The organism is Pseudomonas acericola (SeqCode), from assembly GCF_053456465.1.
Map to the genome: position 1 here is coordinate 91,854 of NZ_JBRFJB010000007.1, position 24,368 is coordinate 116,221.

Annotated in this window: 24 protein-coding genes and 2 pseudogenes; 9 read left to right on the plus strand and 17 right to left on the minus strand. The window is 61.3% G+C overall.

Annotated features, from left to right (window positions below; translation table 11 throughout):
* Positions 1 to 44 precede the first annotated feature (44 nt).
* The 6 genes and pseudogenes from ACU688_RS23015 to ACU688_RS23040 all read left to right on the plus strand — a co-directional run bounded on the left by ACU688_RS23015 (position 45) and on the right by ACU688_RS23040 (position 8,166).
* Positions 45 to 1,781: a glucan biosynthesis protein G gene (locus tag ACU688_RS23015; RefSeq protein ID WP_448186490.1), complete on the plus strand. Its 1,737-nt coding sequence runs from the start codon at positions 45 to 47 to the stop codon at positions 1,779 to 1,781.
* A pseudogene (gene mdoH / locus ACU688_RS23020) lies at positions 1,774 to 4,382 on the plus strand (glucans biosynthesis glucosyltransferase MdoH). The gene ACU688_RS23015 and the pseudogene mdoH overlap by 8 nt, the downstream one beginning before the upstream one ends.
* Before the next feature lie 148 nt (positions 4,383 to 4,530).
* Positions 4,531 to 5,331, plus strand: a complete 801-nt coding sequence (locus tag ACU688_RS23025; RefSeq protein WP_448186491.1) for a transporter substrate-binding domain-containing protein — start codon at positions 4,531 to 4,533, stop codon at positions 5,329 to 5,331.
* Between the two features lie 219 nt (positions 5,332 to 5,550).
* Positions 5,551 to 6,348 carry a transporter substrate-binding domain-containing protein gene (locus tag ACU688_RS23030; RefSeq protein WP_448186492.1) on the plus strand — a complete coding sequence of 266 codons (798 nt, stop codon included), beginning with the start codon at positions 5,551 to 5,553 and terminating at the stop codon, positions 6,346 to 6,348.
* Positions 6,349 to 6,479: 131 nt separating this feature from the next.
* A complete protein-coding gene (locus tag ACU688_RS23035) occupies positions 6,480 to 7,439 on the plus strand; it encodes an amino acid ABC transporter permease (protein WP_017738828.1) in 960 nt (319 codons plus the stop codon).
* Complete coding sequence (locus ACU688_RS23040; RefSeq protein WP_017738829.1) at positions 7,432 to 8,166, plus strand: amino acid ABC transporter ATP-binding protein; 735 nt, start codon at positions 7,432 to 7,434, stop codon at positions 8,164 to 8,166. The genes ACU688_RS23035 and ACU688_RS23040 overlap by 8 nt, the downstream gene beginning before the upstream one ends.
* Here ACU688_RS23040 and ACU688_RS23045 read toward each other — a convergent pair.
* The 12 genes and pseudogenes from ACU688_RS23045 to ubiE form a co-directional block, all read right to left on the minus strand.
* Positions 8,161 to 10,068, minus strand: coding sequence for a methyl-accepting chemotaxis protein (locus tag ACU688_RS23045; protein ID WP_448186493.1), 1,908 nt, complete (start codon positions 10,066 to 10,068; stop codon positions 8,161 to 8,163). The two genes, ACU688_RS23040 and ACU688_RS23045, sit on opposite strands and share 6 nt — an antisense overlap.
* A gap of 106 nt (positions 10,069 to 10,174) precedes the next feature.
* Complete coding sequence (locus ACU688_RS23050; protein WP_448186564.1) at positions 10,175 to 11,047, minus strand: methyl-accepting chemotaxis protein; 873 nt, start codon at positions 11,045 to 11,047, stop codon at positions 10,175 to 10,177.
* Positions 11,033 to 12,091: pseudogene (locus ACU688_RS23055) on the minus strand (methyl-accepting chemotaxis protein); the annotation flags it as partial. The gene ACU688_RS23050 and the pseudogene ACU688_RS23055, both read right to left, overlap by 15 nt.
* Before the next feature lie 212 nt (positions 12,092 to 12,303).
* A complete protein-coding gene (locus tag ACU688_RS23060; RefSeq protein ID WP_448186494.1) occupies positions 12,304 to 13,011 on the minus strand; it encodes a 16S rRNA (uracil(1498)-N(3))-methyltransferase in 708 nt (235 codons plus the stop codon).
* Complete coding sequence (gene tatC / locus ACU688_RS23065) at positions 13,008 to 13,799, minus strand: twin-arginine translocase subunit TatC (RefSeq protein WP_017738833.1); 792 nt, start codon at positions 13,797 to 13,799, stop codon at positions 13,008 to 13,010. Before tatC ends, ACU688_RS23060 begins: the two co-directional genes overlap by 4 nt.
* A complete protein-coding gene (gene tatB / locus ACU688_RS23070) occupies positions 13,796 to 14,206 on the minus strand; it encodes a Sec-independent protein translocase protein TatB (RefSeq protein ID WP_448186495.1) in 411 nt (136 codons plus the stop codon). The genes tatC and tatB overlap by 4 nt, the downstream gene beginning before the upstream one ends.
* A gap of 10 nt (positions 14,207 to 14,216) precedes the next feature.
* On the minus strand, positions 14,217 to 14,495 hold the full coding sequence (locus ACU688_RS23075) for a twin-arginine translocase TatA/TatE family subunit (protein WP_017738835.1): 279 nt from the start codon (positions 14,493 to 14,495) through the stop codon (positions 14,217 to 14,219).
* Positions 14,496 to 14,520: 25 nt separating this feature from the next.
* Positions 14,521 to 14,853 (minus strand): phosphoribosyl-ATP diphosphatase, encoded by a 333-nt coding sequence (locus ACU688_RS23080; RefSeq protein ID WP_003209299.1) that lies wholly within the window; start codon positions 14,851 to 14,853, stop codon positions 14,521 to 14,523.
* Between the two features lie 2 nt (positions 14,854 to 14,855).
* Positions 14,856 to 15,248 (minus strand): phosphoribosyl-AMP cyclohydrolase, encoded by a 393-nt coding sequence (gene hisI / locus ACU688_RS23085; protein WP_012721796.1) that lies wholly within the window; start codon positions 15,246 to 15,248, stop codon positions 14,856 to 14,858.
* A gap of 41 nt (positions 15,249 to 15,289) precedes the next feature.
* Entirely contained in the window at positions 15,290 to 16,894 is a 1,605-nt protein-coding gene (gene ubiB, locus ACU688_RS23090; protein WP_448186496.1) for a ubiquinone biosynthesis regulatory protein kinase UbiB, read from the minus strand.
* Positions 16,891 to 17,514, minus strand: coding sequence for a ubiquinone biosynthesis accessory factor UbiJ (locus ACU688_RS23095; RefSeq protein WP_448186497.1), 624 nt, complete (start codon positions 17,512 to 17,514; stop codon positions 16,891 to 16,893). The genes ubiB and ACU688_RS23095 overlap by 4 nt, the downstream gene beginning before the upstream one ends.
* Positions 17,514 to 18,284, minus strand: coding sequence for a bifunctional demethylmenaquinone methyltransferase/2-methoxy-6-polyprenyl-1,4-benzoquinol methylase UbiE (gene ubiE, locus ACU688_RS23100; RefSeq protein ID WP_017738839.1), 771 nt, complete (start codon positions 18,282 to 18,284; stop codon positions 17,514 to 17,516). Before ubiE ends, ACU688_RS23095 begins: the two co-directional genes overlap by 1 nt.
* 144 nt (positions 18,285 to 18,428) lie before the next feature.
* Here ubiE and ACU688_RS23105 point away from each other — a divergent pair, with 144 nt between their 5' ends.
* The 3 genes from ACU688_RS23105 to ACU688_RS23115 all read left to right on the plus strand — a co-directional run bounded on the left by ACU688_RS23105 (position 18,429) and on the right by ACU688_RS23115 (position 20,197).
* The gene (locus ACU688_RS23105; RefSeq protein ID WP_124525435.1) at positions 18,429 to 18,704 is read left to right on the plus strand and encodes a polyhydroxyalkanoic acid system family protein; all 276 of its coding nucleotides are present in this window, start codon (positions 18,429 to 18,431) and stop codon (positions 18,702 to 18,704) included.
* Positions 18,705 to 18,808: 104 nt separating this feature from the next.
* Positions 18,809 to 19,231: a phasin family protein gene (locus tag ACU688_RS23110; protein ID WP_448186498.1), complete on the plus strand. Its 423-nt coding sequence runs from the start codon at positions 18,809 to 18,811 to the stop codon at positions 19,229 to 19,231.
* A gap of 12 nt (positions 19,232 to 19,243) precedes the next feature.
* Positions 19,244 to 20,197: a phasin family protein gene (locus ACU688_RS23115; RefSeq protein WP_448186499.1), complete on the plus strand. Its 954-nt coding sequence runs from the start codon at positions 19,244 to 19,246 to the stop codon at positions 20,195 to 20,197.
* Between the two features lie 70 nt (positions 20,198 to 20,267).
* On the opposite strand, the gene ACU688_RS23120 is transcribed toward ACU688_RS23115, so the two are convergent.
* From ACU688_RS23120 to ACU688_RS23140, 5 genes are all read right to left on the minus strand, one after another.
* Positions 20,268 to 20,792, minus strand: coding sequence for a fimbrial protein (locus ACU688_RS23120; protein WP_448186500.1), 525 nt, complete (start codon positions 20,790 to 20,792; stop codon positions 20,268 to 20,270).
* Between the two features lie 19 nt (positions 20,793 to 20,811).
* Complete coding sequence (locus ACU688_RS23125; RefSeq protein WP_448186501.1) at positions 20,812 to 21,333, minus strand: fimbrial protein; 522 nt, start codon at positions 21,331 to 21,333, stop codon at positions 20,812 to 20,814.
* An 18-nt stretch (positions 21,334 to 21,351) separates the two neighbouring features.
* Positions 21,352 to 21,762 (minus strand): fimbrial protein, encoded by a 411-nt coding sequence (locus tag ACU688_RS23130; RefSeq protein ID WP_448186502.1) that lies wholly within the window; start codon positions 21,760 to 21,762, stop codon positions 21,352 to 21,354.
* Between the two features lie 601 nt (positions 21,763 to 22,363).
* A complete protein-coding gene (locus tag ACU688_RS23135) occupies positions 22,364 to 23,209 on the minus strand; it encodes a fimbrial protein (protein WP_448186503.1) in 846 nt (281 codons plus the stop codon).
* 172 nt (positions 23,210 to 23,381) lie between these two features.
* Positions 23,382 to 24,329, minus strand: a complete 948-nt coding sequence (locus ACU688_RS23140; RefSeq protein ID WP_448186504.1) for a fimbrial protein — start codon at positions 24,327 to 24,329, stop codon at positions 23,382 to 23,384.
* Positions 24,330 to 24,368: the final 39 nt, after the last annotated feature.

Genomic DNA, 24,368 nt, shown 5'->3' on the forward strand with positions numbered 1-24,368 from the left:
AGCTGGCCGTTGGTTTTTTGATCTGTTTTCGGCGAGGGTTGCTCGTGATTGTTAGTCCCTGTAATGCACCAAAATTGTCTGCCAAACGGTTACGAAACGCACTGGTGACGGGCTCTGCCCTGTTTTGCCTGTTCGGCGCGGGTCAACTGTGGGCATTCAGTCTGGATGATGTGTCGGCCAAGGCTAAAGAGCTGGCCGGGCAGAAATACGAAGCGCCGCGCAGCAATCTGCCGAACGAATTCCGCGAAATGAAATTCGCTGATTACCAGAAGATTCGTTTCCGCAACGAAAAAGCCGAGTGGGCCGACCAGAACACCCCATTCAAGCTGTCCTTCTATCACCAGGGTATGCACTTCGATACGCCGGTGAAAATCAACGAAGTCACGGCCGACAGCGTCAACGAAATCAAATACGACGCATCGCGTTTCGATTTCGGCGACATGAAGCTTGATCCAAAAGCCACCGAACAACTGGGTTATGCCGGTTTCCGTGTGCTGTACCCGATCAACAAGGCCGACAAGCAAGACGAAATCATGACCATGCTCGGCGCCAGCTACTTCCGCGTCGTCGGCAAGGGCCAGGCTTATGGCTTGTCTGCCCGTGGCATGGCGATCGACACGGCGTTGCCGTCCGGCGAAGAATTCCCGCGTTTCACCGAGTTCTGGATCGAGCGTCCGAAGCCGGGTGAAAAGCAGCTGGTGATCTTTGCCCTGCTGGATTCCCCACGTGCCACCGGTGCGTATCGCCTGACCCTGCGTCCGGGCACCGACACCATTGTCGACGTGAAATCCCAGATGTACCTGCGCGACAAGGTCAGCAAGCTGGGCGTGGCCCCGCTGACGAGCATGTTCCTGTTCGGCGCGAACCAGCCGTCCAAGGTGCTCAACTACCGTCGTGAGTTGCACGATTCCAGCGGCCTGTCGATCCATGCCGGCAACGGCGAGTGGATCTGGCGCCCACTGAACAACCCTAAACACCTGTCGGTCAGCAACTTCACCGTTGAAAACCCGAAAGGTTTCGGCCTGCTGCAACGTGGCCGCGATTTCAGCCACTACGAAGACCTCGACGACAACTACGACAAGCGCCCTAGCGCCTGGATCGAGCCTGAAGGCGACTGGGGCAAGGGCTCCGTTGACCTGGTAGAGATCCCGACCGCCGACGAAACCAACGACAACATCGTTGCCTTCTGGAGCCCGGCCGAGCTGCCTAAACCGGGCGAGCCGCTGGACGTCGCCTACCGCCTGCACTGGACCATGGATGAAAAGTCCCTGCATCCGGCCGACAGCGCCTGGGTCAAGCAGACCCTGCGCTCCACCGGTGACGTGAAGCAGTCCAACCTGATCCGTCAGCCGGACGGCAGCGTGGCCTACCTGGTGGACTTCGAGGGCCCGTCCCTCAAGGCACTGCCGGCGGACGCCCCGGTGCGCAGCCAAGTGAGTGTTGGCGACAACGCTGAAGTGGTTGAAAACAGCGTGCGCTACAACGAGCACACCAAAGGCTGGCGCCTGACCCTGCGCATGAAGATCAAGGACGCAGGCAAGCCGACCGAAATGCGTGCGGCCCTGGTGCAGGACATCGTCAAGCCTGAGCCTGAGAAGGTTTCGACCCAGGTGCTCAAGGCCGACAAGGTCCTGGCCAAGCAACACGAGAAGCAGGCCAAGAAAGACGCGAAAGACGCGAAAGACAAGCAGCCAGAAGCTGCCCCAGCCACACCGGAGCCGATCAAGACCGAACAAGTCCTGACCGAGACCTGGAGCTATCAGTTGCCTGCCGATGAGTAATTCCCAAGCCACGCCAGAGACTCTGCAAGAGTACCTGGCGCACCTGCCGATGACGGCCGAGCAGCGCGCCGAGCTGGCGGGCTGCAAGTCTTTCAGCGAGTTGCACGAACGCTTGTCGTCGTCCACCTTCGACGCACCGACCGACGCCGCCCAAGCGTCGGTGGGCTCTCGGCTGCTGCTCAACAGCGCCGAAGAACTGCAAGACGCCGAAATGCTCGTGCTCGATGCTGAAGGCCGTGTGTGCCTGAAAGCCACGCCGCCGATCCGTCGGACCAAAGTGGTGCCCGAGCCTTGGCGCACCAATATCCTGGTGCGCGGTTGGCGCCGGATGACCGGTCGCACCAACCCGCCGAAGCCGCCGAAGGACGAACGTGTACTGCCGGCTGCGCGCTGGCGGACCGTGGGCTCGATCCGTCGCTACATCCTGCTGGTGCTGATGCTCGGCCAGACCATCGTCGCCGGCTGGTACATGAAAGGCATCATGCCGTACCAGGGTTGGTCGCTCGTTGACTTCGACGAAATCCGCAACCAGACCCTGCTGCAAACCGCTACCCAGGTGCTGCCGTACGCCCTGCAAACCAGCATCCTGATCATGTTCGGGATCTTGTTCTGCTGGGTGTCGGCGGGTTTCTGGACCGCGTTGATGGGTTTCCTGGAACTGCTGACCGGTCACGATAAATACCGCATCTCCGGTAAAAGTGCCGGTGACGAGCCGATTCCGAAAGACGCCCGCACCGCGCTGGTCATGCCGATCTGCAACGAAGACGTGCCCCGGGTATTCGCCGGTCTGCGCGCCACCTTCGAATCGGTGGCAGCCACGGGCGACCTGGACCGCTTCGACTTCTTCGTGCTCAGCGACAGTAATGACGCCGACATCTGCATCGCCGAACAGCAAGCCTGGCTCGACGTGTGCCGCGAAGCCGGTGGTTTCGGCAAGATCTTCTATCGCCGCCGTCGCCGTCGCGTCAAACGCAAAAGCGGCAACCTCGACGACTTCTGCCGTCGCTGGGGCGGTGACTACAAGTACATGGTCGTTCTCGACGCCGACAGCGTGATGAGCGGCGAGTGCCTGACCAGCCTGGTGCGCCTGATGGAAGCCACGCCGGATGCCGGGATTATCCAGACCGCGCCGCGTGCGTCGGGCATGGACACCCTGTATGCGCGCATGCAGCAGTTCGCCACCCGCGTGTACGGCCCGCTGTTTACCGCCGGCCTGCACTTCTGGCAGCTGGGTGAATCCCACTACTGGGGTCACAACGCAATCATCCGTATGCAGCCGTTCATCGAACACTGCGCCCTGGCGCCGTTGCCGGGCAAAGGCGCGTTTGCCGGTGCGATCCTCTCCCACGACTTCGTCGAAGCCGCGCTGATGCGCCGTGCCGGCTGGGGCGTGTGGATTGCCTACGATCTGCCGGGCAGCTACGAAGAACTGCCGCCGAACCTGTTGGACGAACTCAAGCGTGACCGTCGCTGGTGCCACGGCAACCTGATGAACTTCCGCCTGTTCCTCGTCAAAGGCATGCACCCGGTACACCGCGCGGTGTTCCTCACCGGCGTGATGTCGTACCTGTCGGCACCGTTGTGGTTCTTCTTCCTGGTGCTCTCGACGGCGTTGCTTGCGGTGAACACCCTGATGGAACCGCAGTACTTCATGGCCCCGCGCCAGTTGTACCCGCTGTGGCCGCAATGGCATCCCGACAAGGCGGTGGCGCTGTTCTCTACCACCATCGTGCTGCTGTTCCTGCCAAAACTGCTGAGCATCATCCTGATCTGGGCCAAGGGCGCGAAAGAGTTCGGCGGCAAGTTCAAGGTGACCCTGTCGATGCTGCTGGAGATGCTGTTCTCCATGCTGCTGGCGCCGGTGCGGATGATCTTCCACACCCGTTTCGTCCTGGCCGCGTTCCTCGGCTGGGCCGCAACCTGGAACTCCCCACAGCGTGACGACGACTCCACGCCGTGGAGCGAAGCGGTCAAGCGCCACGGTCCGCAAACCGTGCTGGGCTTCCTGTGGGCACTGTTGGTGGTGTGGCTGAACCCGAGCTTCCTGTGGTGGCTGGTGCCGATCGTCGGTTCGCTGATGCTGTCGATCCCGGTGTCGGTGATTTCCAGCCGGGTCAAGCTGGGCCTCAAGTCCCGTGACGAGAGCCTGTTCCTGATTCCTGAGGAATACAATCCGCCGCAGGCGCTGCTGTCCACCGAGAAGTACACCCACGAAAACCGTTGGCATGCGCTCAACGACGGCTTTGTACGCGCCGTGGTCGACCCGCAGCAGAACGCCCTGGCCTGTGCCCTGGCGACTTCCCGTCACCGCGAAGCGGAGCCGATCGAGTACCTGCGCGCCGAGCGTGTGCGCCATGCGTTGAAAGTCGGCCCTGCCGGCCTCAACAACGGCGAACGCGTGGCCTTGCTCAGTGACCCGGTCGCCCTGGCTCGCCTGCACGAGCAGGTCTGGAGCGAAGGGCATGCCGAGTGGCTGGGGGCGTGGCGTGAATCGATCAAGGCTGATCCGCACGCACCGTTGCTGCCGCTGCAACCGCAAGTCTCCCAGGCCCAACCGGCCTGATTCAGACGCCCCCGGGGGCTCACTCCGGGGGCATTTGAAACGCTGGTCCTACAGCGTTTCGCGCTTCTTCCTGTTAGCGCTAACTCCTTGTTATTTCGAAACAAAAGACCCTTGGCCGAGGCGTATTGCCGTGCCTGTGGCTGGGTTAGCATCGCCCCGCAAATTTGACTGGTCACGGGGATATTCATGTTCAAAAGGTATTGTTCGGCATTGCTGGTTGGCGCTGTCACAGTGATTTACGGTGGCCTGCTGTCTGCCGGCGCCCTGGATGACGCCGTGCGGCGTGGCGTACTCAAGGTGGGGACCACGCCCACCTATGTGCCCTTTGAAATGACCGACCGACAGGGGCGTATCGTCGGTTTTGAGATCGACTTGCTCCACGCCATGAGCCGTGCCCTGGACGTTGAACTGGAGTTGGTTGCGGTGCCCTACACGGAGCTGCTGCCGGGGCTGCTGGCGAAACGCTTCGACCTGATCGGCAGCGGCATGACCGTCACCCAGCAACGCAATCTCAAGCTGAATTTCAGCGATGCCTTCATGGTGGTGGGCCAGACCGTGTTGCTGCATCCCAGCCTGGCGGGCAAGGTCACCAGCATCGAAGAGCTGGATGAAGCGGGCTACCGGATCGCGGCCACGGAAGGCACCACCGGGGAGCTGGCGGCGCAACGGTTCCTGGGGGCGGCCCGGCTCAGCAGTTACACCACCCCGGAAGAAGGCGTGCGGCAAGTGGTGGAGGGCAAGGCTGATGCGTTTGTCCACGACGCGCCCTATAACCTGATCGCCATCAGCCGGCCGGAAAACGCCAGCCTGTTTGCCCTCGAACAACCCTTCACCTATGAGCCCCTGGCGTTCGGCCTGAAAAAGGGCGATTACGACAGCCTCAACTGGATCAATCACTTCCTCAACCAGGTGGCCCAGGACGGCACCTATGATCGGCTGCACGACAAGTGGTTCAAGGACACGGCCTGGATGTCGGACGTTGAGTGAAAGTCATAACTGCTTACACATCAGTCGATTGCCGGGCACAGGTGCTGAAGCGTCTACCCTTGCGCTTCCCCCGGATTTTGTGGGGCTTTTCTGACATACGCCGACAACAAATACCTGTGAAACCTTTGTGACAGGCAGCGAGTGGGTTAGGATCGCATCCCGTTATGGTGCAGCCCTTTTGCGCGCCGACCTTATAAGAATCGTTCAGGGGACTTGATGATGAAAAAGTATCTTTCGATGCTGCTGCTCGGCGTCACCGCGCTGGTCGCGGCCAATGCGGCCCAGGCCGGTGCGATCGACGATGCGGTCAAGCGCGGCACGCTGAAAGTCGGCATGGACCCGACCTACATGCCGTTCGAAATGACTGACAAGCGCGGTGAAATCATCGGCTTCGAAGTGGACATCCTCAAGGCCATGGCCAAGTCCATGGGCGTCAAGCTGGAGCTGGTGTCCACCGGTTACGACGGCATCATCCCGGCCTTCCTGACCGGCAAGTTCGACATGATCGGCAGCGGCATGACCCTGACCCAGGAACGCAACCTGCGCCTGAACTTCAGCGAACCGTTCATCGTGGTCGGCCAGACCCTGCTGATCCGCAAGGACCTGGAAGGCACCGTCAAGTCCTACAAAGACCTGAACGACGAGAAATACCGCCTGACCTCCAAGCTGGGCACCACCGGTGAGATGGTCGCCAAGAAGCTGATCTCCAAAGCCAAGTACCACGGCTATGACAATGAGCAAGAAGGCGTGCTGGACGTGGTCAACGGCAAGGCCGATGCCTTTGTGTATGACGCGCCGTACAACGTGGTGGCCGAGAAGAAAGTCGGTAACGGCAAGCTGGTGTTCCTTGAAGAACCGTTCACCTTCGAACCCCTGGCGTTTGGCCTGAAAAAAGGCGATTACGACAGCATCAACTTCATCAACAACTTCCTGCACCAGATCCGTAACGACGGCACCTACGATCGCATCCATGACAAGTGGTTCAAGAGCTCCGAGTGGCTCAAGGACATGGAATAAGGCTCTAGACCGAGTTGCCTGTATCGCAGGCAAGCCAGCTCCCACATTTGACCGTGTTCACACAGCAAAATGTGGGAGCGGGCTTGCCCGCGATGGCGGCCTCACAGGCAACACACATCGCGGAAAGTTAAATGAAACAGAAAAAAGCCCAATGGCCCTGGCACCTGCTGACTGTAGTCGTGCTGGTTGGCCTGGCCGGTGCCTTGTACTACGCCACCTCGTTGATGTCCTACGAGTGGCGCTGGAACCGCGTACCGCAGTACTTCGCCTACCAGGCTGAAACGTCCCAGCGCGCAGCGGATATTTCCACCGTGGTCGAGTTGGTGCGTAAAGGCGACGTCGCCGAAGTGACCCTGCGCAACGATGCGGGCGCCGAGCAAAAGCTGACCGTGGCTGACAACAGCCTGCAAGTGGCGCGCGGCGATGACGTGGCCGAAGGCGACGTGATCGGCGTGACCCGGCATTGGGCGTTGGGCCCGTTGATGTGGGGCTTGTGGACCACGCTGTGGCTGTCGGTGGTGTCTGGCATCCTCGGGCTGGCGATCGGCTTGGCGACCGGTTTGTGCCGGCTGTCCAATAATCCGACTTTGCGCGATCTGTCGACGATCTACGTCGAACTCGTGCGCGGAACGCCGCTGTTGGTGCAGATCTTCATCTTCTATTTCTTTATCGGCACGGTGCTCAACCTGTCCCGGGAGTTTGCCGGGATCGCCGCGCTGTCGCTGTTCACCGGTGCTTACGTGGCAGAGATCGTGCGCGCGGGTGTGCAGTCGATCACCCGTGGCCAGAACGAAGCCGCCCGCTCCCTGGGCCTGAGCGCCAGCCAGTCGATGCGCCATGTGGTGTTGCCGCAGGCGTTCAAACGCGTGCTGCCGCCGTTGGCCGGGCAATTTATCAGCCTGGTGAAAGACACCTCGCTGGTCTCGGTGATCGCCATTACCGAGCTGCTCAAAAGCGGCCGTGAAGTGATCACCACCTCGTTTTCGCCGTTTGAAATCCTGTTCTGCGTCGCAGGCTTGTACCTGCTGATCAACCTGCCGCTGTCGAAAATGGCCAGCCGGCTTGAGCGGAGGCTCGCGCAAAGTGATTGAAGTCCGCGATCTGGTAAAAGTCTTCGACACCCGTGGCCATGTGGTGCGCGCGGTGGACCACGTCACCACTCAGGTGGCCAAAGGTGAAGTGCTGGTGGTGATCGGCCCGTCGGGTTCCGGCAAGTCCACCTTTCTGCGCTGCCTCAATGGCCTGGAAGAATTCGACTCGGGTTCGGTGAGCATCGACGGCCTGCAACTGGCCGACCCGAAGACCGACGTGAACGCCTATCGCCGCGAAGTCGGCATGGTGTTCCAGCACTTCAACCTGTTCCCCCACATGACCGTGCTGGAAAACCTCTGTCTGGCGCAAAAGGTCGTGCGCAAGCGCGGCAAGAAAGAGCGTGAGGCCAAGGCTCTGGCGTTGCTGGAAAAGGTCGGCATTGCGCAAAAGGCCAATGAATTCCCGTCGCGCCTTTCTGGTGGCCAACAGCAACGGGTCGCGATTGCCCGCGCGTTGGCCATGGAACCCAAGGTGATGCTGTTCGATGAGCCCACCTCGGCGCTGGACCCGGAAATGGTCGGCGAAGTGCTGGACGTGATGAAGACCCTGGCCCTGGAAGGCATGACCATGGTCTGCGTCACCCACGAAATGGGCTTTGCCCGTGAAGTGGCCGACCGGGTGCTGTTCTTCGACCACGGCAAACTGCTGGAAGACGCGGCTCCGGCCGAGTTCTTCGATGCGCCGAAAGACCCGCGCGCCCAGGCGTTCCTGCGTCAGGTCCTATAACCTGAACTTGCCCACCAGCGCCTGCAAGTCCACGCTCAATCGCGTCAACTGAACACTCGCCGCCGCCGTTTCTTCACTGGCGGCGGCGGTCTGTTCGGACACATCGCGCACCTTCAACACACTGCGATTGATCTCTTCGGCCACCGCGCTTTGCTCCTCGGCTGCGGCGGCTATCTGCGGGTTCATTTCCTGGATGATCGATACGGTGCGGGCGATCTCGGCCAACGCTTCACCGGCGTCGCGGGTCAGGCTGACGCTGTTGTCGGTCAGGTTGCGACTGCTGTCCAAGCGGCTGGCGACCTGCCGCGTACCGTTGTGCAGGCGCTGGATCAGGCCTTCGATTTCCTCGGCGGACTCCTGGGTACGCTGGGCCAGGCTGCGGACTTCGTCGGCGACTACGGCAAAGCCTTCGCCGGCACTGCCGGCACGTGCCGCTTCGATGGCGGCGTTCAAGGCCAGCAGGTTGGTCTGCTGGGACACCGACTTGATCACCTCCAATACGCTGCCGATCTGCTCGCTCTCTTGCTGCAACGCGGCCATGGCCTGGCTGGAGAGCGCCATTTCATTGGCCAACTGACCAATCTGCTCAACCGCCCGGCCGACCACCGTGTCGCCAGCATCTGCCTGGCGGTCTGCCTCGGTGGCGGCGACAGAGGCCTCTTCGGCATGCCGCGCAACCTCCTGGGCCGTGGCGAGCATCTCGTTCATCGCCGTGGCCACCTGATCGGTCTCGTCCTTTTGCCGGTTGATCCCGTCGCGGGTCTGTTCGGTGACGCTTGATAGTTGCGCCGCCGCACTGGCGATCTGCCGGGCGCTGTCGCCGATACCGCTGATCAGGGTGCGCAGGTTGCCCGTCATTTGGCCGATGCTCTGTTGCAGCCTGCCCAATTCGTCGCGGCGCTCTACGTTAATGTCGTGGCTCAGGTCGCCCTTGGCGATTCGATTGGCCACCACCAGGGTCTCGCGCAGCGGGATGGCAATTTGCCGGGCGATCCACCAGGCCGCCAGGGCGCCCAGCAGCAGGGCGGTGACCGTTACGCCGATGAGCAACGTGCGGGTGTGCTCGGCCTCTTTTTCGCGTTTCAGCGTCTGCCCCCGGCTGAGCAAATCACTGTGCTCCAGTAGCTCGTCGAGTTGGCGTTCAAAGCGGTTCTGCACGGTTTCCGTGTTGAGTTGGGCCTCTTTGAGTTTCAACAGTTGCTCGCGGTAATTGGCCAGGTCGGTCTTGAGCAACACGGCATCGACCGGCAGTTGGAGGACTGCCGCCTGTGCGGCCTCCAGGGCCGTCAGTGCGTTGTTCACCGCCTCCGCATAGGCATCCAGTGACGCAGCCGCCCAGGCAGGGCTCTGGGTACGGTCTTCGGCCTGTTCCATGGCATGACGCAGGTTTTCGATGGTGTCCAGGGCCTTCTGATCGTTCTGGTCAGGCAATTCGCTGGCGACCTGGGCGAGTGCATCGCTGGCCTGGAAGGTGATTTTCTTCAGCGGGCTGCGGGAGTCTTCGCGCTGCTGGATCAGCGGAGGCAGTTGTGCAAGGGCGCTCTTGAATCCGTCGACCAGGTGCAGACTGTCCTGCACGCGTTGCAGGTCAGCCGGGTCTTTGAGGTGGCTTGAGAGGTAAGCGAGGTGCTGTTCGACCTGCTCGACCCGGGCGGCTACTTTGCCCAGGCTGGCAGTGTCGGTCAGGGTGCGATACACGATACGGTCCGCGCGCATGGCCTCGGCGACAACCGCCAGTTGTCCCAGTGTCGTCAGGTTGCTTGAGCGAAACAGCACGGCATTCAGGGCTTGCCAGCCGGTCACGGCGATGGCGAGGCTAAGTATCAGGACTTGTCCGAAACCCAAGGCGAGCTTCAGGCGGACATTGGCGTTGTCCAGCAAATGGGTCAGCCGAGGAAACATGATTAACCTCCGAATCTGAAAAAGCGTTTCGTAACAAGACAAACGCTAATTCGATTCGGAGTGATGCCGGGCTGATAACTACGTAGGAAATTTCACAAATGGTTGGTTATGTGCGGAAACGTCCGACCAGGGTTTGTAGGTAAATACCCAGGCGAGCCAGTTCGGCACTGGACGCGGCGGTCTCTTCGCTGGCCGACGACGTCTGCTCAGACACATCCCGTACGTTCAGCACGCTGCGGTTGATCTCTTCGGCCACGGCGCTCTGTTGTTCGGCGGCGGTGGCGATCTGCGAGTTCATCGCCTGGATCGTCGAGACTGTGCGCGTGATATTGCCCAGTGCGGCGCCGGCGCGGCGGGTCAACTCGACACTGCTGTCGGTGAGGCCACGGCTGTTGTCCATGATGGTCGCCACCTGCTGGGTGCCGCTTTGCAGGCCGACGATCAGTTCTTCGATCTCTTCGGTGGATTTCTGCGTGCGCTGGGCCAGGCTGCGCACTTCATCGGCCACCACTGCGAAGCCACGTCCGGCTTCACCGGCGCGGGCGGCTTCGATCGCGGCGTTGAGGGCCAGCAGGTTGGTTTGCTGGGCCACGGACTTGATCACATCGAGCACACTGCCGATCTTGTCGCTTTCGCGCTTGAGGTGGCCCATGGCCTCGGTGGAGTTGCCGACTTCGGTGGCCAGGCGTTCGATCTGGGCGATGGCTTCGCCGACCACTTTGTCGCCTTCGCGGGCTTGCTGGTCAGCGGCGACCGCCGCTTCGGAAGCTTCCTCGGCGTTGCGCGCCACTTCCTGCACAGTTGCGGCCATTTCATTCATGGCGGTGGCGACCTGGTCGGTCTCGACCTTCTGGCTGTTGACCCCGGCGCTGGTCTGTTCGGTCACGGCCGACAGTTGCTCGGCGGCGCTGGCGATCTGGGTCACGCCGTCGCTGATGCCACCGATCAACTCACGCAGGCCCACGGTCATGCTTTGCATGGCGCGTTGCAGTTGGCCCAGTTCGTCCTGGCGCGCGGAGTCGAGGTTGTGGCTCAGGTCGCCGGAGGCCACGCGCTCGGCGACTTTGAGGGTCTGGTTCAGCGGGATGATGATCTGGCGAGTGATGGCCCAGGCCGCGATCAGGCCGAAGACCAGCGCCAGCACGGTGGCCAGCGCCAACAGCTGCTTGGCTTGTGCGGCATCGGTGTCACGGACCACGGTTTGCGACACGGTGAGTTTTTTGCTGCGGTCGAGCAGGATGTCGCCCTGCTCGGCCATGATTTTCATCGCTGCGGCGGTGGCCACCTGGGAGTCGCGGTACTGGCTGACAGCCGCGCGGTAGGCTTGCAGCGAAACGCTGGCCTGTTGCAGGTTGGTTGAGTATTGATCAGGGATCTGGCCGTTCAGGCTGGTGATTTTCTTCAGGGCGTTGTCGATGGCATCCAGTGCGGGCTGCTCGGCTTCGACCTTGCCGCTGTAGGTGTAGCCGCGCACCTGGAAGCGTGCCTGTTGAATCAGCTTGCTCAGGTCCACCACGCTGTTGAACTGGCTGACGCTGTCGCCTTGCAGCAGGGCTTTCTCGATCTCGCCGACCTTGACCACCGCGTTGTCGGCGGTGTCGCCCAGCTTGCTGCGCGCGTTTTCACGGTTGGCACCGGCCTGGACCATGGCCTCGAAGGCGCGACGGTATTGATCGACGGCGACCAGTTGGTCGTCCACCAAGCGGTTGTCGGCGGGCTGATCGATGAGGGTGTCGGCGGTTTTCAGGCCGGCTTCCAGTTGCACCAGCAGCGCGTTGACGGCGGCGGGGCCTTGTTCGCCACGGCGCATTTCGTAGTCCAGGCGCGCCAGTCGCAAGTCTTTGGTCAGCTCATTGACGCTGGAGATGAAACCCAGCTTGTCGCCTCGGCTGATCACGCCGCTGAGGCCGCTCCAGCCGGTGAAGGTGATCATGAGCGTGAGCAGTAAGACTAGGCCGAAACCTACACCCAGCTTGGATTTGACGCTGACATTCCCCAGCTTTTCGGCTAACCAACGATACATGCTGCGAACTCCCCTGGAACAAGGCTTGGACTTATTCAGAGAGTATCGGCATGTGTCGGGGATTCTGTAGCGACGCAGGTCAACTGTGGGAGCTGGCTTGCCTGCGATAGCGGTGTGTCAGCAGTCAATGTGCAAGCTGACCCACCGCTATCGCAGGCAAGCCAGCTCCCACACAAGCCAGTTCCCACATGGAGACTGCGGTGTTGTTTGGGTTAGAACAGGCGGGCGAGCAGGGCAGTGACGGCGGTTTCAACCCGCAGGATGCGCGCGCCCAACTGCACCGGTTGCAGGCCAGCCTTGGCCAGCAGGTCCACCTCATAGGGAATCCAGCCACCTTCCGGGCCGATGGCCAGGGTCACCGGCTCATCCAACCCACGCGGGCAAGGCGGGTACTCGCCGGGATGGCCGATCAAGCCCAGGGTGCCTGCGGCCATGGCCGGCAGGCGGTCTTCGACGAACGGCTTGAAGCGCTTCTCGATAATGATTTCGGGCAGTACCGTGTCCCGCGCCTGTTCCAGGCCGAGGATCAGTTGCTCGCGAATCGCCTCGGGCTCCAGGAACGGGGTCTGCCAGAAGCTTTTTTCCACACGATAACTGTTGAGCAGCACAACTTTGGGCACACCCATGGCCGCCACGGTTTGCAGGACCCGGCGCAGCATTTTCGGGCGGGGCAGGGCCAGCAGCAACGTCAGCGGCAGTTTCGCCGGCGGCGGTTGGTCGAAGCTGACTTGCAGCTCCGCCTCACTGGCCTCCAGGCGCAACAGCTGGGCATTGCCCATCAGCCCGCCAATACGGCCGACGCGCAGACTGTCGCCGACGGCGGCGCGGTGGACTTCCTGCATATGCACCAGGCGCCGGTCACGCAGCACCACACGGTCGGCCGCGATGAAGTCGGCCTCCTCAAGCAGCAGCAGGTTCACGGCTGGGTCGCTGGCGGCTGGTCGTCGTCGGCTGGCTGATCATCCGGGTGGTCGCCACGCTTGGTGATCAGGCTGCTGAACAGGATGCCGATCTCGAACAGCATCCACATCGGCACGGCCAGCAGGGTCTGCGAGAAGATGTCCGGCGGCGTGAGGATCATGCCGACCACAAAGCAGCCGATGATCACGTACGGGCGGATCTTCTTCAGGTACGCCACGTTGACCACGCCGATCCACACCAGCAGCACCACGGCCACGGGGATTTCGAAGGCCACGCCAAAGGCGAAGAACAGCGTCATCACGAAGTCGAGGTAGCTGGTGATGTCGGTCATCATTTCCACGCCAGCCGGTGTAGCAGCGGCGAAGAATTTGAAGATCAGCGGGAACACCAGGAAGTAGGCGAACGCCATGCCGGTGTAGAACAGGCAGATGCTCGACACCAGCAACGGCACGGCGATGCGCTTCTCATGCTTGTACAGGCCCGGTGCGATAAAGCCCCAGATCTGATGCAGGATCACCGGGATCGCGAGGAACAGCGAGACCATCATCGTCAGCTTCAACGGCGTGAGGAACGGCGACGACACATCGGTGGCGATCATCGTCGCGCCGGCCGGCAGGTACTGGCGCAGGGGCGTGGAGACGAAGGTGTAGATCTGCTGGGTAAAGGCGAACAACCCGGCAAAGATGATGAAGATCGCCGCTACGCAACGCAGCAGGCGGGTACGCAGCTCGGTGAGGTGCGAGACCAGCGGCATATGCTGGTCGTTTTCCGGTTTATCAGCGCTCATGGGGCTCGCGGCGGCAATGTAGGGTCATGGGGAGCAGGCGCCGCGACGGGCGCCGGTGCTGGCTCGGTGGGCGCGGCGGGGGTGGTTTCAACAACAGGCGCAGCGGGGGCGGGCGCGATGCTGTGTTCGGCCACAGGCTCGACCGGCTTGGCCGGCTCCTGCACCGGCGAGAGGATCTTGCGGGCCTCTTGCTCCAGCGACAGGATGTGTTCGTTGTGCAGCTGTCGGCGGATCTCGTCGGCGCCGATTTCCCGTTCAACTTCCTGTTTGATCGCGTTGAAACTGCGTTTCAGGCGCCCGATCCACAGGCCGGCCGTGCGTGCGGCACCGGGCAGGCGTTCCGGCCCCAGTACCAACAAGGCCACGAGGCCGACGAGCAGCAGTTCAGAGAAGCTGATACCAAACATTAGTCAGTGCTCACGAGTCTTTGCGGGTCGGCTCTTCGACTTTCTCAGCCTGCACGTCGAAGGTACGACGCTCGGTGATCGGCTGGGCGGCCTGCGGGTGCACAGGCTGCGCCGGTGGCACTGGGTTGGCGGCCGGGTCGGCCGGTTTTTCGTCGTCGTTCATGGCTTTACGGAAGCCCTTGATCGATTCGCCGACGTCGGTACCGAGGTTCTTGAGTTTCTTGGTGCCGAATACCAATACCACCACCACCAGAATGACGATCCAGTGTTTCCAGTCAAAAATACCCATGCTGCAAATCCTCAGTAAAAGTTATTCAGGCGGACGGGCGTGAAGCCTTTTCGGCATGCCCGGACAAGCCGAAGCGACGGTCCAGTTCATCCAGCACGGCCTGCGGATGCTGCCCCAGTTGGGCGAGCATGACCAGGCTGTGGAACCAGAGGTCGGCGGTTTCGTAGATCACATCGCTGCAATCGCCGCTGATTTGCGCGTCCTTGGCGGCGATGATGGTCTCGACGGATTCTTCGCCGAGCTTTTCCAAAATCTTGTTCAGGCCCTTGTGGTACAGGCTGGCGACGTACGAGCTGTCGGCGTCCGCGCCTTTGCGGTCTTCCAGCACCTGGGCCACACGGTTCAGGGTATCGCTCATGTCTAATGTCCTGCGGAATAGATGGCGTGCGGGTCTTTGAGCACCGGTTCGACAACCTTCCACTCGCCGTTCTCGAACACGCGGTAGAAGCAGCTGTGACGGCCGGTGTGGCAGGCGATATCGCCGATCTGCTCGACCTTGAGGATCACCACGTCGGCGTCGCAGTCGATGCGCATCTCGTGCAGGGTCTGCACGTGCCCGGACTCTTCGCCCTTGCGCCACAGTTTGCCACGCGAACGTGACCAGTAAATGGCGCGCTGCTCAGTGGCGGTGAGGCTCAGGGCCTCGCGGTTCATCCAGGCCATCATCAGCACGCGCCCGGTCTTGTAGTCCTGGGCAATGGCCGGCACCAGGCCGTCACTGTCCCACTTGATCTCGTCCAGCCAGTCTTTCATGTTCGGCTCCGGCAATTTGCGACAGTGTATAACCGGATTGGCTATCGACGCACGATCAGATAAACACCCACGGCGACCATGATGCCCGCCGGCCAGTAGCCCAGCGCATTCAGCGGCCCACCGAAGGCGAGCACGATGCCGCCGGTCAGGTGCGCGGCGCCGAGCAGGCGCAGGAACCAGTCGTCCTTGCGCTTGTGCCACGGCGGTGCGGGGTCTTTGGCGTGGGGCTGGGACATGCGCTCCAGCAGGTCGCGGGTCATGTTGGCCAGGTGCGGCAGTTGCTCGACCTGGCTGTGCAGGTTGCCCAGCAGGGTTTTCGGGCTGACCCGCTCGCGCATCCAGCGTTCGAGGAACGGCTGGGCGGTGTTCCACAGGTCGAGGTCCGGGTACAGCTGGCGGCCCAGGCCTTCGATGTTCAGCAGGGTCTTTTGCAGCAGCACCAACTGCGGCTGCACTTCCATATTGAAGCGCCGCGCGGTCTGGAACAGGCGCATCAGCACCTGGCCGAAGGAAATATCCTTTAACGGTTTTTCAAAGATCGGCTCGCACACCGTGCGGATCGCCGCTTCGAATTCGTTGAGCTTGGTTTCGGCCGGCACCCAGCCCGAATCGATGTGCAGCTGCGCCACGCGGCGGTAGTCGCGCTTGAAGAAGGCGAACAGGTTGCGTGCCAGGTAGTCCTGGTCTTGCGGGGTGAGGCTGCCGACGATGCCGCAGTCGATCGCAATGTATTGCGGGCTCCACGGGTTGACGGTGCTGACGAAGATGTTGCCGGGGTGCATGTCGGCGTGGAAGAAGCTGTCGCGGAACACCTGGGTGAAGAAGATCTCCACGCCACGCTCGGCGAGCATCTTCATGTCGGTGCGCTGGTCGGCCAGGGTGGCGAGGTCGGTGACTTGCACGCCGTAGATGCGCTCCATCACCAGCACTTTCGGCCGGCACCAGTCCCAATACACTTGCGGCACATACAGCAGCGGCGAGCCTTCGAAGTTGCGCTTGAGCTGGCTGGCGTTCGCCGCTTCACGCAGCAGGTCGAGTTCGTCGTAGATGGTTTTTTCGTAGTCGGCGACCACGTCCACCGGGTGCAGCAAGCGTGCGTCGGCGCTGAAGCGCTCGGCGGCGCGGGCGAGGATGAACAGCCACGCCAGGTCCTGGCCGATGATCGGCTTGAGGCCCGGGCGGATGACCTTCACCACCACTTCTTCGCCGCTCTTGAGCTGCGCCGCGTGCACTTGTGCGACCGAGGCCGAGGCCAGCGGCTCGACGTCGAAGCGGCTGAACACTTCGCTGATCTTCTGGCCCAACTGTTCTTCGATGAGCTTCATCGACTGCTGGGAGTCGAACGGCGGCACGCGGTCTTGCAGCAGCATCAGCTCGTCGGCGATGTCTTCGGGCAGCAGGTCGCGGCGGGTCGAAAGAATCTGCCCGAACTTGATAAAGATCGGCCCCAGGTCCTGCAACGCCAGGCGCAGGCGCGCGCCACGGCTCAGCTCCAGCTTCTTGCGCGGGAACCAGCGCCACGGCAGCACATAGCGCACCGCCAGCAGGAACCACGGCAGCGGCAGGGCGAACAGCAGGTCATCGAGTTGGTAGCGGATTACGACGCGCTGGATACGAAACAAACGGCGGACGGCGAGCAGCTTCATGCGTTATCGCTTGGATCAAGGGAACGGCTCAGGCGCTCGAAGCGTGCCTCAAGGCGTTCCAGGTCGATTTTGGCCTTGTCGAGTTCACGAAAGCGCGCTTGCGCTTCCCGTTCTCCGACCAGGGTGCGCGATTCTTCGCTCAGGTATTCGGCAAGGTTCTGGTTGAGGCTGGCGAACCCTTGCTGGTACCAGCGTTTACGGCTGTGCAGGTGGCCGCTGATCAACTGGGTGGCCACCGGGCCGATCCAGCGTGACAGTTCGTATTCCCAGTCCAGCTCCAGGTCTTGCAGCACGGCGGCCAGGTCCATCAACACCGAACTGTCGCCTTCCAGCTCCACTTCGGCGCTGTGCAGGATCGCCGTTTTGTTGCGGCTCAGGGCCAGGTGCAACAGGCTCGATGCCGGCGCACGCAGGGTGCAGTCGGCCTCGGCCGCCCAGGTGCTGGCGAGCAGCAGGCCTTCATCGCTGGGCAGGATAAACAGCTGCAAGGCGGGGCTGCGGCAGTCGACGGCAATCACCTTGCCGGTCAAGTGCGCAAGCCGCGCCAGGGCGGTGCTGTCCAGGCGCAGGACACGGTTGAGGCCGTGTTCGACGCTGGCGAGAAGGCCCTGGAACAGCATCAGGGCTTGATGCCGCGATGCAGGGCGACGATGCCCGAGGTCATGTTGTGGTAGGTCACGCGGTCGAAACCGGCTTCTACCATCATCGACTTCAGGGTTTCCTGGTCGGGGTGCATGCGGATCGATTCGGCCAGGTAGCGATAGCTTTCGGCGTCATTGGTGATCAGCTTGCCCATCAGCGGCATGAAGGCGAACGAGTAGGTGTCGTAGACCTTGGACATGATCGCGTTGGTCGGCTTGGAGAACTCCAGCACCAACAGGCGCCCACCCGGCTTCAGGACGCGCAGCATCGAGCGGATCGCGTCTTCTTTATGGGTGACGTTGCGCAGGCCGAAGGCGATGGTCACGCAGTCGAAATGGTTGTCGGGGAACGGCAGCTTTTCAGCGTCGGCCTGGACGAATTCGATATTGCCGGCCACGCCCTTGTCGAGCAGGCGGTCGCGACCGACCTTGAGCATCGAGCCGTTGATGTCTGCCAGCACCACCTGGCCGGTAGGGCCGACGAGCTTGGAGAACTTGGCCGCCAGGTCGCCCGTGCCGCCGGCGATGTCCAGCACGCGGTTGCCCGTGCGTACGCCCGACAGCTCGATGGTGAAGCGCTTCCACAGGCGGTGCATGCCGCCGGAGAGCACGTCGTTCATCAGGTCGTACTTGGCCGCAACGGAGTGGAACACCTCAGCGACTTTTTCCGCCTTTTGGCTTTCCGGGACGTTCTTGAAGCCGAAGTGAGTGGTGGGTTCGGCATCGCTGCCTTTGCGCTGATCAGTCATATCGCTGTCACCAAAAGAGAATGCGGCACATGATAATCCCCAAGGCCTGCTTTGTCTTGGCAAGGCTGAAGGTAAGATGGGTGGTCACCGAGACCTTTTGCCGCATCGAAGGTATCCAAACCGCTATAAAGAGGAGTCATTGCAATGGCCCGTATTACTGTTGAGCGTGCACATTCCCTGGGTAAAGAAGCCGCGCGGGCAAAGGCCGAGAAGTTGGCGCACAAACTCAAGGAACAATATGGCCTGGAGCCGTCATGGTCTGGCGATACCTTGAACCTCAAGCGTTCGGGGGTTAAAGGTACGGTGTTAGTCGCGGATGATTCGCTGCGTATTGATGTGGAACTGGGGCTGTTGATGTCGGCCATGAGTGGCACCATCAAGTCCGAAATCGAGAAAGCCCTGGATAAGGCATTGGCTTGATTCGAGTGTTCTAGGGTGCCGATTCTAATTATTCCTCCTACTTTGTGCCCACGCCCTCAACTCCTGTGGGCCGTTCCTCCACCCTATTCTGCGTGAGGTGCACCATGGCCAAAGTTATCTTGAAGAAAAAAATCGACGCCCAGACCACTGCCCTGAGCGACGTTAAAACCTACGCCCGCAAGATCTGGCTGGCGGGTCTTGGTGCCTATGCCAAGGTCGGAAACGAGGGCAGCGAGTACTTCAAGGAACTCGTTAAAGCCGGTCAACATGTTGAAAGCAAAGGTAAAAAAGTTGCAGTTGAACAACTTGAGGCCGCCAACAGTCAGATTGACCAAGTAAAGAGCAATGTCTCCTCCGTCAAAGGTCTGGTAGAAGTTCAGCTGGATAAAGTTGAAAAAGCTTTTGATACTCGTGTTGCAAGTGCCTTGAATCGAATCGGCATTGCGTCTAAACATGACGTGGAGACACTCTCTGCTAAGCTCGAAGAGCTGACGGCATTGCTCGAACGTGTCGCGCGTAAACACTAAGGAGACATCGGGATGGCTGTTCAAAAGAAACCTCAGAAAGAAGGCAGCTCGTGGGTCGGGAAAGTTGAAGAATATTCCCGCAAGATCTGGCTGGCTGGTTTAGGCGTTTACTCGAAGATCGACAGTGACGGCAGCAAACTCTTCGAGACTTTGGTTAAGGACGGCGAAAAGGCCGAGAAAGTAGCCAATAGCGCAGTGGGTAAAAAAGTCACTGCGGCCAAAGCAACTGCCGGTTCGCGCATCAGCGATGCGAAGAAACAAGTGCTGGGTACTTGGGGTGAACTGGAAGGGGCTTTGGACAAGCGTCTGAACAGCGCCATTTCGCGCCTGGGCGTGCCGAGCAAGGCGGAAGTGAAAGCATTGCACAGCAAGGTCGACACCCTGACCAAGCAAATCGAAAAACTCACCGGCGCCAAAGTGACTCCGGTGAAAACCGCAGCCGCTAAGCCGGCGGCCAAGCCCGCCGCCAAAACGGCAGCCGCCAAACCCGCCGCTAAAACCGCAGCCAAACCACTGGTCAAAGCTGCTGCCAAGCCGGCGGCAAAACCTGCGGCCAAGGCTCCCGCAAAAGCCGCCGCTAAACCGGCCGCCAAGCCTGCGGCCAAAACCGCAGCGGCTAAACCGGCCGCCAAGGCAGCCGCTAAACCTGTGGCCGCCAAGGCAGCTGCCAAGCCAGCGGCTAAACCCGCCGTCAAAGCAGCGGCCAAGCCAGCGACTAAAACCGCTGCCGCGAAACCCGCTGCCAAGCCGGCTGCTGCGAAACCCGCGGCCAAGCCAGCCGCCAAACCCGCTGCCGCAAAAAAGCCAGCGGTAGCCAAGAAGCCGGCAGCGCCTAAACCGGCTGTGGCCGCCAAGCCTGCAACCCCGGCACCAAGCGCTTCGAGCGCCAACTCGGTCTCCGCGCCAACGCCTGTTGCTGCCCCGACTGCAACGCCGGTAACCCCGACGCCATCCAGTCAGTCCTGATTTTTTCAGGGCACATAAAAACGCCCGGCCTGCAAAGGCCGGGCTTTTTTTTGGCTACAGCTTGGCCGTATCAGTTGTAAGTGATGGACACGGTAGCCGCGCTGGCGAGGGTGCCTTGGGTAATCGCTACGCCGTTTTTATGGTAGGCCGCCGAGAGTCGCAGCAAGGCTTTGCCGGCGCTTGTTGGGACCGTTCGGCTGCGCTGGGCAACAGTGCCGTTGGCCGGAAGGGTTGCGTCGGGGCCGCGTGATAGCAGCCAAAGAGCAGTGCCTTTTGAGGTGCCCGTGTTAGCAAAGAGCAGTCCGTTCCCCGAGTCGGGGGTGCCTGCGAACAGGAAAATCACATTGCGGATGTCTGATTCGCAGTCGGCAGAGATATCAAAATCGAACCGCCCTGCATGAGAGCCCGAATCGAGGTCGGAGATCTTGATAGTGGGCAAGGTAATGGTGCGGTTTTCATCACCCGCAGCCAGGTTGCACGTTCCCGCGTTGACTTGACCGGCAAAGCGCAGGGAACCATTGGTGGCCGCTTGGGCGCCCATGCTGGCGAGGCCCGCAGTGATGGTTAGCAGGAGGGCAAGGTTTCGTAGTTTCATCAGGTTTTCCTTAGTGGTTTCAGTTGTAGGTGATGGAGACGGTAACAACGCTGGCCAGCGTCCCCGGGGTGATTGCAGCGCCGGTTTTGCTGTAGTTGGCGTTCATGGGCAACACGGCTCTCCCTCCCGCTGTTGCGATCTGGCGGGTACGTTGGGCGGGAGTGCCATTGGCGGGAATGTAGGCGACGTTTCGGTGGGAAAGTTGGAGCGCGGTTCCGCGCGAGGTGCCCGTGTTGGTGAAGAGCTCGCCGTTTCCGGTAGACGGCGTGCCGGTGAACAGGAAGTTCACGGTCCTGATGTCCGATTCGCAGTCGGCGGTCAGCTCAAACGATTGCACCCCCACAGTGGGGGCATTGTCGAAGTGGGAGACCTTCACCGGCGGCAACGTGATCGTGCGGTTCTCGTCGCCAACAGCCAGGTTGCAGGTTCCAGCATTGATCTGGCCGACAAACCGCAAGGTGCCGGTGGTGGCCGCCTGGGCCGTCGTACTGGCCACGCCCGCCGCGATTGTCAGCAGGAGAGAGAGGCGTCGTAGGTTCATCAGATATCCCTTTTGGTTTTAGTTGTAGGTGATGTTGACGGTGGCCGTGCTGGCGAACGTGCCTCGACTGACCGTGCCGTTTCTGTAATAAGCAGCCCCCAGTGGCAGGATCGCGCGGTTGCCGGATACAGCGACTGTCCGCGTGCCGTTGTGGCTGATGGTCTGGGACGTGCCGCCAGTGCGTGAGTACAGCCACAGCGCTACGCCACCGGCGCTGCCGGTGTTGGCGAAAAGCACGTTGTTCCCGGGTGCGGGAGTGCCGGTAAATCGAAAGGTCACGCCGGTGGCATTGGTGCAGGTGGCGGTCAGCTCAAAGTTGAGTGCGCCGGCAGAGACCGCATTGTTCAAGGCGCTGGCTTGAATGATGGGCAGGGCGATGGTGCGGTTGACGTCACCCGTGGCCAGGTCGCACGTGGCAGCAGGCCTCATGAACCGAACGGGGCTGCCAAGTTGCAGGCGAAAACTGTTCGAACTCTTCGCCCATTTGTGCTCCAGAAAGTTTCCCGAGGGCACTGTCCCGGTTGTTACGGGCCCGATCTTGTAGAAGGTCGCCTCAGCCGATGTGAAGCTGGGGGCCCCTCCGGTAAACAAATACTGAGGGATGGAGTGAAGCTCAAAAGCAGCACTGCCGCCGCCGGCAAATGCCATCCACACGCTCACCCCTACACCTGGGACCTCGGTGGGATAGGCGCCCGTACGCGGGTCGCGGTTCGGCGGGTAGCGCCCGTTGATCCACCGGGTTGCCAGTAAGCACGTCGCCACATAGGCAGGTGCTGAACCGGTGAATGCCTGGCGAGTGATGACACTCCCCACTGGCAGGCTGTCTGGTACAGCAATAGTCGCCGGCAAATTCAAGGTGAACGTATCGTTTTGATACCTGTTACAGCTCGCCTGGGCGGAGATTGGCACTGCGAGGATCAGCACTATTGAAAGGATTTGTATTGTTGGTTTCATTTTTCAATATCTCTATGGGGTACAGCGTTTCCCAATCCTTGGGAGGAGGCCTCGGCGTCCAAGTCGTTTTTCGTTATCAGTTGTAGGTAATGTTGACGGTGGCGGTACTGGCGAACGTGCCTTGACCGACCGTGCCGTTTCGGTGGTAAGCCGCGCCAAGCCGCAACACCGCGCGATTGCCGGAGACGGCGATCGTGCGTGTGCCGTTGTGGCTGATGGTTTGCGGTACGCCGCCGATGCGTGAGTACAGCCATAGGCCCACCCCGCTAGCCGAGCCGGTATTGGCGAAAAGTGTGGGGTTGCCCGATGCCGGCGCTCCCGTGAATCGGAAGGTGACGTCGGAGGCGCTGCTGCAAATGGCCGTCAGTTCGAAGTCGCGGGGGCCGGCGCTGGTGCTGCTGTTGAAGTCGCTGACGCGCACGGTAGGAAGGGTGACTGTGCGGTTGACGTCGCCCGTCTCGAGGTCACAGGTAGTGGCTGGGTTGACGAAGCGAATGGAGGTGTTGAGGATCATGCGGTAGTGGCCTCGGCCACCGTCCCAGTTGTTGTGCTGTATCTCGCCACTCGGCAGCGTTCCGGTGGTGACGGGCCCCAATTTGTAAAACTCCGCGACCAAGCGTGTTGCGCCCCAGAGGATTCTTCCCGGCGCGGATACGAGGCTTTCTGTGCGCAGCTTGGCGGAGTAGGGCGTGCCTGACGTCAGTGTCACCATGACGCGCATGCCCACGCCGGGTACGTTCGTGTGATAAATCAGGCCACCCGGCGCCGACACTGCGGTGGTAAACCGGCCGGTGAGGAACGTTGGGGTTGGCGAGTGGCAGTTCATGTAAAACGTCGGGTAAGGCCCGGCGAACGTTTGGCTGGTGATCAGTTGGCCGACCCCAAGGCTTTCCGGCACGGTGATGGTGCTGGGGAACGACACACTGTGTTGCGTGTTGGGGTACCTGTCACACGCGGCCTCGGCAGTGGGAAGGCCGAGGCTCAGTAATGCCAAAATGATTTGATTCGGGTATTTCATTTCTTATTCCTCGACAGGGCAAAAGGGGCCCCTCTGGATCGCGCATCGCTATAGCGTCAGCCTGGTGTTTTCGCCATCAGTTGTAGGTGATGTTGACGGTGGCGTTGCTGGCGAGCGTGCCTGCGCCGACCGTGCCGTTTTTGTGGTACGCAGCGCGCATCGGCAAGATCGCGCGATCGCTGGCAACCGCCACCGTGCGGACGTTGTTGGCATTCGGCGAGATGGTTTGCTGTACCCCGTTCAGGTTTGAACCCAGCCACAGGGCGACCCCCTTGGCTGTACCGGCGTTGGCGAAAAGCACGCTGTTCCCGGGGGCGGGGCTGCCGCTGAAGCGGAAGGTGACCTGGTTGGCGTTGGCGCAATTGGCGGTCAGTTGGAAGTCCTGTAGCCCGGCAAAGTCCACGTCTTTCAAGTCGCTGGTTTTTATCGGGGCGAAGGTGATCGTGCGGTTCACGTCACCGGCGGCGAGGTCGCAGGTGGCGGGGGGGCTGACAAAGTGCACGGCATTGCCCAGGTTCAGGCGATACACCTCAGGCGTGTGTATCCAGCGATGCTCCCAGATGTTGCCGGCAGGTATTGTTCCCGGGGTTACCGGCGCCATCTTGTAGAAGTGCGCCGTGGCCGAGGTAAAGCTGGGGATCTTGCCGTGCACCTGTTGGGGCGGCTGGGTGTGGATCGAAAAGTACGCGGCGCTGCTGCCGTCGGCCCATGTCAGGGAGATGCGTACACCGATGCCCGGGACTTCGGTGCGATAGACCTGGGAGTCTGGGTATCGCTGATCCGGGTATCGCCCGACCAGCCAACGGCGCACGGCCACCGGGCAATCGGCAATGAACGCGGGAGACGGCCCGCTGAAGGCCTGGCTGATGATGAGGCTGCCAACGGGCAGGCTCTGCGGTACCGCGATGGTCGCGGGCAGGTTCAGGGTCAGTGTTGCCTCTGGGTACCGATCACAATACGCCTGCGCGGATAGCGGCATCCCGAGAGTCAGCAATGTCAGCGTGAGTGGGGTGGAGTGTTTCATCGTCAGTCCCGCAATAGAAAATAGGGTGTTTGCGCGCTG

Excerpts from the sequence above, each read along its gene's own strand:
- ACU688_RS23025 (WP_448186491.1), top strand. The coding sequence starts at position 4,531 with ATGTTCAAAAGGTATTGTTCGGCATTGCTGGTTGGCGCTGTCACAGTG.
- ACU688_RS23030 (WP_448186492.1), top strand. The coding sequence starts at position 5,551 with ATGAAAAAGTATCTTTCGATGCTGCTGCTCGGCGTCACCGCGCTGGTC.
- ACU688_RS23035 (WP_017738828.1), top strand. The coding sequence starts at position 6,480 with ATGAAACAGAAAAAAGCCCAATGGCCCTGGCACCTGCTGACTGTAGTC.
- ACU688_RS23045 (WP_448186493.1), bottom strand. The coding sequence starts at position 10,068 with ATGTTTCCTCGGCTGACCCATTTGCTGGACAACGCCAATGTCCGCCTG.
- ACU688_RS23050 (WP_448186564.1), bottom strand. The coding sequence starts at position 11,047 with ATGCAAAGCATGACCGTGGGCCTGCGTGAGTTGATCGGTGGCATCAGC.
- tatC (WP_017738833.1), bottom strand. The coding sequence starts at position 13,799 with ATGAGCGCTGATAAACCGGAAAACGACCAGCATATGCCGCTGGTCTCG.
- tatB (WP_448186495.1), bottom strand. The coding sequence starts at position 14,206 with ATGTTTGGTATCAGCTTCTCTGAACTGCTGCTCGTCGGCCTCGTGGCC.
- ACU688_RS23075 (WP_017738835.1), bottom strand. The coding sequence starts at position 14,495 with ATGGGTATTTTTGACTGGAAACACTGGATCGTCATTCTGGTGGTGGTG.
- ACU688_RS23080 (WP_003209299.1), bottom strand. The coding sequence starts at position 14,853 with ATGAGCGATACCCTGAACCGTGTGGCCCAGGTGCTGGAAGACCGCAAA.
- hisI (WP_012721796.1), bottom strand. The coding sequence starts at position 15,248 with ATGAAAGACTGGCTGGACGAGATCAAGTGGGACAGTGACGGCCTGGTG.
- ubiB (WP_448186496.1), bottom strand. The coding sequence starts at position 16,894 with ATGAAGCTGCTCGCCGTCCGCCGTTTGTTTCGTATCCAGCGCGTCGTA.
- ACU688_RS23095 (WP_448186497.1), bottom strand. The coding sequence starts at position 17,514 with ATGCTGTTCCAGGGCCTTCTCGCCAGCGTCGAACACGGCCTCAACCGT.
- ubiE (WP_017738839.1), bottom strand. The coding sequence starts at position 18,284 with ATGACTGATCAGCGCAAAGGCAGCGATGCCGAACCCACCACTCACTTC.
- ACU688_RS23105 (WP_124525435.1), top strand. The coding sequence starts at position 18,429 with ATGGCCCGTATTACTGTTGAGCGTGCACATTCCCTGGGTAAAGAAGCC.
- ACU688_RS23110 (WP_448186498.1), top strand. The coding sequence starts at position 18,809 with ATGGCCAAAGTTATCTTGAAGAAAAAAATCGACGCCCAGACCACTGCC.
- ACU688_RS23115 (WP_448186499.1), top strand. The coding sequence starts at position 19,244 with ATGGCTGTTCAAAAGAAACCTCAGAAAGAAGGCAGCTCGTGGGTCGGG.
- ACU688_RS23120 (WP_448186500.1), bottom strand. The coding sequence starts at position 20,792 with ATGAAACTACGAAACCTTGCCCTCCTGCTAACCATCACTGCGGGCCTC.
- ACU688_RS23125 (WP_448186501.1), bottom strand. The coding sequence starts at position 21,333 with ATGAACCTACGACGCCTCTCTCTCCTGCTGACAATCGCGGCGGGCGTG.
- ACU688_RS23130 (WP_448186502.1), bottom strand. The coding sequence starts at position 21,762 with ATGAGGCCTGCTGCCACGTGCGACCTGGCCACGGGTGACGTCAACCGC.
- ACU688_RS23140 (WP_448186504.1), bottom strand. The coding sequence starts at position 24,329 with ATGAAACACTCCACCCCACTCACGCTGACATTGCTGACTCTCGGGATG.